The sequence below is a fragment of the Halorubrum sp. genome, assembly GCF_046498025.1.
Taxonomy (GTDB): Archaea; Halobacteriota; Halobacteria; order Halobacteriales; family Haloferacaceae; genus Halorubrum.
Map to the genome: position 1 here is coordinate 1 of NZ_JAWOBM010000040.1, position 7,843 is coordinate 7,843.

At 69.3% G+C, this 7,843-nt stretch carries 9 protein-coding genes; 3 read left to right on the forward strand and 6 right to left on the reverse strand.

What is annotated here, in order from left to right; genetic code table 11:
• Positions 1 to 671 (reverse strand): NOG1 family protein (locus tag R6U01_RS08160; protein ID WP_410285965.1); only part of this gene is annotated, 671 nt, incomplete at its 3' end.
• 211 nt (positions 672 to 882) lie between these two features.
• On the opposite strand from R6U01_RS08160, the gene R6U01_RS08165 reads away from it, so the two are divergent.
• On the forward strand, positions 883 to 2,373 hold the full coding sequence (locus R6U01_RS08165) for a Na+/H+ antiporter NhaC family protein (RefSeq protein WP_410285966.1): 1,491 nt from the start codon (positions 883 to 885) through the stop codon (positions 2,371 to 2,373).
• Positions 2,374 to 2,579: 206 nt separating this feature from the next.
• Here R6U01_RS08165 and R6U01_RS08170 read toward each other — a convergent pair whose 3' ends face one another.
• The 4 genes from R6U01_RS08170 to R6U01_RS08185 all read right to left on the reverse strand — a co-directional run bounded on the left by R6U01_RS08170 (position 2,580) and on the right by R6U01_RS08185 (position 5,081).
• Positions 2,580 to 2,852: a HalOD1 output domain-containing protein gene (locus tag R6U01_RS08170; RefSeq protein WP_410285967.1), complete on the reverse strand. Its 273-nt coding sequence runs from the start codon at positions 2,850 to 2,852 to the stop codon at positions 2,580 to 2,582.
• A gap of 248 nt (positions 2,853 to 3,100) precedes the next feature.
• Entirely contained in the window at positions 3,101 to 3,259 is a 159-nt protein-coding gene (locus R6U01_RS08175) for a hypothetical protein (protein ID WP_410285968.1), read from the reverse strand.
• A 144-nt stretch (positions 3,260 to 3,403) separates the two neighbouring features.
• Entirely contained in the window at positions 3,404 to 4,192 is a 789-nt protein-coding gene (locus tag R6U01_RS08180; RefSeq protein WP_410285969.1) for a methyltransferase domain-containing protein, read from the reverse strand.
• A 4-nt stretch (positions 4,193 to 4,196) separates the two neighbouring features.
• Complete coding sequence (locus R6U01_RS08185) at positions 4,197 to 5,081, reverse strand: aldo/keto reductase (protein WP_410285970.1); 885 nt, start codon at positions 5,079 to 5,081, stop codon at positions 4,197 to 4,199.
• 111 nt (positions 5,082 to 5,192) lie between these two features.
• Between R6U01_RS08185 and R6U01_RS08190 the strand changes: the two genes are divergently transcribed.
• Together R6U01_RS08190 and R6U01_RS08195 are read left to right on the forward strand one after the other, a co-directional pair.
• A complete protein-coding gene (locus tag R6U01_RS08190) occupies positions 5,193 to 5,651 on the forward strand; it encodes a DUF2240 family protein (protein ID WP_410285971.1) in 459 nt (152 codons plus the stop codon).
• Complete coding sequence (locus R6U01_RS08195) at positions 5,651 to 6,112, forward strand: hypothetical protein (RefSeq protein WP_410285972.1); 462 nt, start codon at positions 5,651 to 5,653, stop codon at positions 6,110 to 6,112. The genes R6U01_RS08190 and R6U01_RS08195 overlap by 1 nt, the downstream gene beginning before the upstream one ends.
• A 32-nt stretch (positions 6,113 to 6,144) precedes the next feature.
• Here R6U01_RS08195 and R6U01_RS08200 read toward each other — a convergent pair whose 3' ends face one another.
• Positions 6,145 to 7,704 (reverse strand): methyl-accepting chemotaxis protein, encoded by a 1,560-nt coding sequence (locus R6U01_RS08200; RefSeq protein ID WP_410285973.1) that lies wholly within the window; start codon positions 7,702 to 7,704, stop codon positions 6,145 to 6,147.
• Positions 7,705 to 7,843 lie beyond the last annotated feature (139 nt).

The following is a 7,843-nucleotide window of genomic DNA, read 5'->3' on the forward strand; positions in this document are numbered from 1 at the left end:
TCGTTGCGCTCGTCTTCCGGCCGGTCGAGCAATCCGGGCGTGTCGACGATCTGGTACCGGACGTGGTTCCGCTCGAAGTGGCCGATCTGCACGCCGCGGGTCGTGAACGGGTACTCCGCGATCTCGTTGGAGGCGCGGGTGACCCGGTTGACGAACGACGACTTCCCGACGTTCGGGTAGCCGGCGATCACGATCGCGGGCTCGTCTGGCCGGATGTCCGGGAGCACCTTCAGCTGGTCCCGCGAGTCGCCGATGTACCGCAGGTCGTCTTCGATCTGGTCCATCACGTCGGCCATGCGCGCGAACGCCTGCTTCCGGTGTTTGCGCGCGGTGTCGACGTCGGAGTTGCGGACCTTCGTCGTGTACTCGTCGCGGAGGTCCTCGATCTGCCGGCTGGCCCACATCACCTGCGAGAGCGCCTGCCGGAGGCGGTCGACGTCGACGATGGCGTCCGCGAGCTCGTAATAGAACGGGTCGACGTCGAATCCGAAGTCCGGCCACGAGACGACGACGTTCTCTAAGTTGTCCGAGAGCACGTTGCCCGCGGTCCGCAGCATCGACTCCTGCGCCTCGTGACCGTGCTTGGCGCGTCCCGCGCGGGCCGCCCGCGAGAACGCCTTGTCGACGAGTTCCTCCGAGCGGGGGGTCGTCGGGAGGCCCTCAAATATCATGTTGGCGGGTCTTGCCCACCGAGGCGTATAAGACCGTCCGTTCGGCGATCCGCGCGACACGGCGACGCACGGGTGCGCTCGGCGGGTATCGGTGACACCGCGGCGTCGACGTTCGGTTCCCGGCTCGATCTCACCATCTCCGGGGAACGATCGTTATCTTCTCCGTGCATATTTAGAACTATATTTATGCTTCAAAGGAATACGACCGCGCATGGCACGCTCGTTCACGCCCACGACGGTCGAGGACCTCCACCCGGACCGCCGCCCGAGCCTCGCGGCCGCGCTGGTCCCGGTCCTCGCGGTCGTGGCGTTCCTCGGCATCGGCTCGGCCGTCCTCGGCCTCGATCCGCACGCGCCGCTCCTCTGGAGCATCGCCTTCGTCGGCGCCTTCGGCCTCTGGCTCGGCTACGACTGGGACGACCTCTTCGACGGCATCGCCAACGGGCTCGTGATGGGGCTGCAGGCGCTGCTCATCATCTTCACGATCTACGGGCTCATCGCCACGTGGGTGAGCGCCGGGACGATTCCGGGGCTCATGTACCTCGGACTGGAGGTCCTCACGCCGACCACCTTCCTCCCCGCCGCCGCAGTCGTCGCCGCGGTCGTGGCGTTCGCGATCGGCTCCTCGTGGACCACCGTCGGGACCCTCGGCGTCGCCTTCGTCGGCATCGGCGCGGGCCTCGGCGTCCCGGACCCGATGACCGTCGGGGCCGTCCTCTCGGGCGCGTACGCCGGCGACAAGCAGTCGCCGCTCTCCGACACGACGAACCTCGCCGCGGGCGTGACCAACACCGACCTGTACGCGCACATCCGCCGGATGCGGACCGGCACCCTCGTCGCGTTCGGGCTGGCGGTGCTCGGCTTCCTCGCGCTCGGGCTCCGCGCGAGCGGCTCGATCCCCGCCGGTCGAATCGCCGAGATCCAGGGCGCGCTCGGCGAGACCTACGCGATCACCCTGCTCGCCGTGGTTCCGCTCGTCGTCACGTTCGGGCTGGCGCTACGCGGGCACGCCGCGCTGCCGACCCTGGTCGCCGGCGTCTTCGCCGGCGTGTTCACGACGGTGTTCGCGCAGGGCGTCGGCTTCGTCGCCGCCTGGGACAGCTTCATGTACGGGACCGCGCCGGAGTCCGGCTCCGAGCTGGTGAACGAGCTGCTCGCGACCGGCGGACTCACCGGCTCGGCATGGACGATCACGGTCGTCGTCGCCGCGCTCGCGCTCGGCGGCATCTTAGAGCGCACCGGCGTGCTGGCGGTGATCGCCCACGCGTTCACCTCCTCGGTACGGAGTCCGGGCGCGCTCGTCGCCGGGACCGGCGCCTCGGCCATCGTCATCAACGCGCTCACCGCCCAGCAGTACATGAGCATCGTACTCCCGAGCGTCACCCTCCGGAACACCTACGAGGAGTTCGGGCTGGGCACCGACCAGCTCTCCCGCGCGGTCGAGGCGGCCGGGACGCCGACCGGCGCGCTGTTCCCGTGGCACGCGGGCGCCGTCTACATGGCGGGCGTCACCGGCGTGCCGACGCTGGAGTACGCGCCGTACTACCTGTTCGCGTTTCTCTCGCCGCTCGTGCTGTTCGCGATGGCCGCGAGCGGCTACTCGCTGGACGCGACGCCGACCGCCGCGCGTGCGGCGCCCGCGACGACGGCCGGCGACGCGGCCGCGCCCGACGGCACCGGCGTGGCGACCGACAGCGACTGACGGGGCGACGGCGGCGGCTGACCGACGGATCGGTGCCGCGAACGGACGACGCGTTCGGCTCTCGTGGCGTCGGTGAAATACCCGGTCTGAGACGGGTTCCAGCACCCACGAAAAACACGGCGCGTCTCTCGCACGGCGTTCTCCTCGGATCGATCGGACCGGGTAACACGGGGTAGAAGTCCTACCTCGGGTTCCGTACGTAGCGGTTACTCGTTAAAATTCACCCTCTCCCCTCGGGTCGTGTTGTCATTCTGGATCGGGCGAACGTAGACGGAGTTGTCTGAATGAACGAGAACCCTGTGAGCGGCGTAGGAAAATGTAACCGTCACATCACGGGAGTGCTCGTCCGTGATCACCGCCTCTAATCCGTCGAGATCAATCGAACGAGAGAGCGGAGGTAACTCTTCTATTGGGACGTTCAACGCGTCGGAAACGGACTCGGCGATAGTCATGAGTGGTTCCTCTGAAGACGCTCTCATGGGACTACTATCGAGACGCCTCCGGGTAGTAACACTCTCCGTATTAGTTATATGATGTTATTACGGAAGACTTTCCTTTAGTTTCCACTCAACTTTCGAACGGACGTCAGCGTCGGTTTGTGCCACACCGCGTCGAACACGCTACTCGCCCGTAGAAATATCAGTGAACACACATAGCGGGGCGCCGTCCGTGGACCACCTACGCTACCGCTCGTTCCCGCCGTGGACGTCCGAACTCCCGCTCGAGTTCAAAACAGGTCTCTCTGGGCTGCGACGTAGACGACGACGATGAGCGAGGCGAGCACCCCGAGGCCGTCGGCCTGTGTCGCGTTCAGTGCGCCCGAGACGCCGTAGAGCAAGAGCGTCGCGTCCCACGCCCACGGGGTCAGTCCCACGAGCGCGAGCATGGTTACGGAGAATCGAGGAGAAAGTCTCGCGCTTCAGCGCGGGGAGGATGTCAACCTTTCTCCCCGCGCGGAAACTCTCCGTATTCGGCACAGGCGTTCTCCCAGATCCGGGAAGGTTCGACAGCGTCGCCCTTTTTAAGATCGTCACTCCGGAAGGCGGAACGCGAGACCGTACATCCGCCCGACCGATTCCGAGCCGATCTCGCGCTCGAGGCGGCGAGCGGTCGCCGCCAGCGCGTCGCCCGCTTCACCGCGGCACTCCGTGGCCGTGGAAGCCGCCTCGTCGGCGTGTGCGGAGACGTGGCTCTCGGTCCACGGGACCGGGTCCAAGAGCGTCCGCTCTCGCTCGAACTCCCAGCCGTGGCCAGCGAAGAACCGTCGCAGGAACGCCGCCGGGTAGAAGGTGAGCGCCGGGCGGCCGCGGGCCACTTCCGACGCGGCGTTCTCGACGGCGAACAGCTCGCCGACCGCCGCGTCGTCGGGCGGCGGATCGTAGTCGTCGACGACGAGTTCCGCGCCCGGGGCCGCGACCCGCGAGAGCTCCTCGGCGACCGCCGACAGCGTCGCGGGGTCGAGGACGTTACAGAGCCCGTGCGCGGTGATCACGTCGATCGAATCGTCGGGCAGCGGGACCGCTCGGAGGTCCGCCTCCAGCACGGCCAGTCGGTCGCCGTCGCCGTCGTTGTCGCTGTCTCCGTCGCCGTCGTTGTCGCTGTCTCCGTCGCCGTCGTTGTCGCCGTTCCCTCCGTCGCCGACGCGCCGCCGCGTCGTCCGCGCGTGGTCCCGGTCGTCGGTCACGGCGTACACCCGGGCGGCGCCGTTCGCGAGCAGTCCGGCGGTCGCGTTCCCGGCGCCGGCACCGGCCTCCAGACAGCGCGTTCCGGCCACGGATCGGTCGTCGAGCGCGGCCGCGACCGTCTGCGGAACGTCCATCGCCTCAGTGGTGCAGCTGCTCGGGGACCGGACTGTCGTCGTGGCGCACCCGCTCGATCAGCGACCGCTGGGCGGCCTCGTCCATCCCGTCGTAGTCGGCGGCGGCCTCGAGGATCATGGTGACGAGCTTCGGGTCGCCGGCGCTGATGACGCTGGTGAGCCCCTGTGCCGCGGCGAAGTCGAACCGCTCGCTGATCTCGTCGGGTGCAGTGACCGGGCGGTACCAGTTCGCGAACGGCCGGTCCGCCTCGGGGAGCTCGTCGGTAGTGGGCCACGAGCCGCCGGCGAACGCCTTGATCCCCAGCGTCCCGACGTTCCTCTCGTCGGCGCGGGCGAGGACCGCCTCGTAGTCGTACTCGTCGTCCTCCTTGCCGGCGACGACGGGGTTCAGCGGGAACATCACCGTCTCGAGGTCGTCGATGCGGTCGAGCGCGTCGAGGATGAGGCCCGGGTCACCGTGGCTCGTCAGTCCGATGTGGTCGATCAGCCCCTGCTCCTTCGCCTCGCGAAACGCCGCGAGCGCGCCGTCCTCACCCGTGATCGCGTCCAGCTCCTCGTCGTACTCGAGGCCGTGGACCTGATACAGGTCGATCTTGTCGACGCCGAGGCGGTTCAGCGACCGGTCGAGCTTGCGCCTCGCGCCCTCGTAGGTCCGCTCCTGCGTCTTACAGCCGAGAAAGATCTCCTCGCGGTGTTGGCGGAGCTTCGGCCCGAGCTTCAGCTCCGCGTCGCCGTACGTCGGGGCCACGTCGAAGTGGTTGACGCCGTAGTCGAGGACGTGTTCGACCAGCTGGTCCGCGCCCTCCTGTTCGAGCCAGTTGAGCGCGATCGCCCCGAACGTCATGACGGTGCTGTCGTGACCGGTGTCACCGAGCGGGCGGGTCTCCATGCGTGCGCCATCACGCCGCCGGGGCATAACGGTTGTCGGCCGCGGGTCGATCCCGACCGAGAACGGCTCGGTCCGGTAGGTTTACCGCCGTCGCCGCCCCGCCGATCGAACATGAGTCTGGAGGTCGCCGTCGCCGTCCCGTTCAAACACCGCGCGAAGGAGCGGCTGGGCGAGGGCGAGTTCGTCGTCGCGCTGTCGCTCGACCGCGACTGGTTCTCGCCGGACCAGGCGAAGCGGCTCGTCGACGTCGCGGTCGGACGCGGGCTGGTCGCCGAGGAGGACGGCGACCTCGTCGCCCGGTTCGACCCCGACGAGGTGGTCGTTCCCGAGGGGTTCACGCCGGACGAGTCGATCCTCCGCGAGCAGTCTACCTTCGAGACCGCCCTCGACGCCATCGTCGCGGCCGGCGTCGAGAAGCAGCGCGCCGTCGCCGCGATCAACGAGCGGCAGCGCGCGCTCGCGGTCACCATCGAGGCGGCCGCGGTCCTCGTCGCGAAGGAGCACGGCGCCGCGGTCGACCACCTCGCGGCCGACGTGCGCGAAGAGCTCGCGGCCGCGGGTGACGCCTGATGGTCGACGACCGGTTGACCGACGGCGTCCGGATCGGCCAGCTGCTCGCCTCGGAGATATCCGGCAACCGGGGACGCCTGCGGGACCTGGCACTCGCCGACGCCGACCCCGACGCGGAGCCGACGGCCGACGGCGCGCTCGCGTACCGGATCGTTCGCGCGGTCGACGGCGGCGCGGCGGCGGACGACGAGCGAGCGGTTGACGGCGACGCGGAGGCTGGCGGCGAGCGCGCGGTCGCCGAGGTGTACGTCCAGCCCGACCGCGTTCGGATCGAGTTCGTCGTCGGCGACGACGACGGTGAGGCGGCCCTCCCGGCCGTCGCCGCCGACGCGGCCGACGAGGCGGGGCTCCGGGTCCGACCGAAGGCGGTCCGCCCGCCGCGCACGCTGGTGTTCGTCGAGGACGGCGCGCAGGTGAAGCGCGCGCTGCCGGTGCTGGCTGCCGTCGTCGACGCGATGTAAGAGGGCACCCGTCGGCCTTCGAGGCCGCCGTCTCAGTCCGACCGACCGCCGTCGCCCATCGCGACGGTGCGCGTTCCCGGCGTCGACGGGTCGTCGGCTGACTCCCCGCCCGCCTCGAACTTCCGGAGCAGCGTCCGGAGGCGCTCCGCCCGGTCGGCGAGCGAGCCGGCCTCGGCGGTCGCCTCCGACATCGCGGTCAGCTGCTCGTCGGCCGCCTCGCTGACCTCGTCTGCCTCGTCGGCGGTCGAGATGCTGATCCCTGCGACCTCCTCGACCATCGACACCGTCTCCTCGGTGCTCGCGGCCTGATCGTCGGTCGCCTTGCTGATCTCGCGGATCCCGTCGTCGGTCTCCGCCGCGTTGCCCGCGACCTCGGCGAACGCGTCGGCGGCGTCCGCGACGGCCTCGGCGCCCTCCTCCATGTGCTCTTCGGCAGTTCGGACCTCCTCGACCGTCGCCCGCGTCTGCTCCTGCGTGCCGGCGATGAGCACCTCGATCTCCTGGGCCGCCTCCTGGGTCTCCTCGGCGAGCTGTTTCACCTCGTCTGCGACGACCGCGAACCCGTCGCTCCCGCCGCCGCTTCCGCCGGCCCGCGCGGCCTCGATGTTCGCGTTGAGCGCGAGCAGGTTCGTCTGCTCGGCGATGTCGCTTATGAGGTCCACGATCTCGCCGATGTCCGTCGTCCGCTCGTCGAGGACCCTGACCTTCTCCGCCGTCTCGCCGATCGCGTCGCGCGAGTCCCGCACGCTGTCGATCGCCTCGCCCGCGGTGTCCTGTCCCTCGTCGGCGATCGACGCCGTCTGCTGGGCCGCGTCCGCCACCGTCTCCGTCGAGGAGGCGACCTCTTCGATCGTCGCCGAGAGGTTGTTCATCTCGCCGGAGACCTGCTCGAGCATCTCGCGCTGCTCGTCGGCGCCCTCCGCGATCTCCGCGACCGACCGGCCCACGTCCTCGCTGCGCGCCTCGGCGGTGTCCACGCCCGCGACCGTCTTCTCGCTGGCCGCCGACACCTCGCCGGCGAACGACTGGACGTCCCGCATCGTCGCCTCGATGTCGTCCATCATCTCGTTGAACGCGGCGCCGATCTGTTCCATGGCCTCGCTCTCGCTGTCGGCGTCGAGCCGGACCGTGAGGTCGCCGTCGGCCGCGCGGTCCATCCTCGCGCTGTAGTCGTCGGCCTTCGTCTCGAGGTGTCGGTTCAGCCGCTCGACCTCCTCGCGGCGCGCCTCGACCTCCGCCTTCGCCTCCTCGACGTCCTGGATCTCGGCTTTCTGCTCGGCGACGAGGTCGAGCTGGCGCTGCGCCTCCTCGCGCGACTTCTCGATGGAGTACCAGTTGACCATGAGCGCCAGCGCCAGCGCCGTAATGAACAGCGCGTGGATCCCGCCCCAGACGATCGGGTTGGCGATCGCGGCCGGGTGGTTGTACACGAGGCTGGAGTCGATCAGGCTGAACGCGCCGTGACCGACCGCGACGTACACCATTCCGACGGCGAACGGAAGCCAGTCCTCGTACAGCGCGAGGACGGCGACGAACACGAAGAAGTGGAGATGCGCTTCGATGTAGCCGCCGGAGAACTTCACCAGCGCCATCGACACCGTCATCGCGCTGGCGAACTGGTCGCGGCTCGGTCGCCGCCAGCGGACGGTGCTCGCGGCGTTCAGCGCGATGACGGGGTCGATGGCGCTGGTGAAGTTCTCCGGCGGCTACATCGAAGCGCATCTCCACTTC

What these genes read in the sequence shown, in the direction of transcription:
- R6U01_RS08170 (WP_410285967.1), bottom strand. Translation starts at nt 2,852, where the DNA reads ATGAGAGCGTCTTCAGAGGAACCACTCATGACTATCGCCGAGTCCGTT.
- R6U01_RS08175 (WP_410285968.1), bottom strand. Translation starts at nt 3,259, where the DNA reads ATGCTCGCGCTCGTGGGACTGACCCCGTGGGCGTGGGACGCGACGCTC.
- R6U01_RS08190 (WP_410285971.1), top strand. Translation starts at nt 5,193, where the DNA reads ATGAGTCTGGAGGTCGCCGTCGCCGTCCCGTTCAAACACCGCGCGAAG.
- R6U01_RS08185 (WP_410285970.1), bottom strand. Translation starts at nt 5,081, where the DNA reads ATGGAGACCCGCCCGCTCGGTGACACCGGTCACGACAGCACCGTCATG.
- R6U01_RS08195 (WP_410285972.1), top strand. Translation starts at nt 5,651, where the DNA reads ATGGTCGACGACCGGTTGACCGACGGCGTCCGGATCGGCCAGCTGCTC.
- R6U01_RS08165 (WP_410285966.1), top strand. Translation starts at nt 883, where the DNA reads ATGGCACGCTCGTTCACGCCCACGACGGTCGAGGACCTCCACCCGGAC.
- R6U01_RS08200 (WP_410285973.1), bottom strand. Translation starts at nt 7,704, where the DNA reads ATGGCGCTGGTGAAGTTCTCCGGCGGCTACATCGAAGCGCATCTCCAC.
- R6U01_RS08180 (WP_410285969.1), bottom strand. Translation starts at nt 4,192, where the DNA reads ATGGACGTTCCGCAGACGGTCGCGGCCGCGCTCGACGACCGATCCGTG.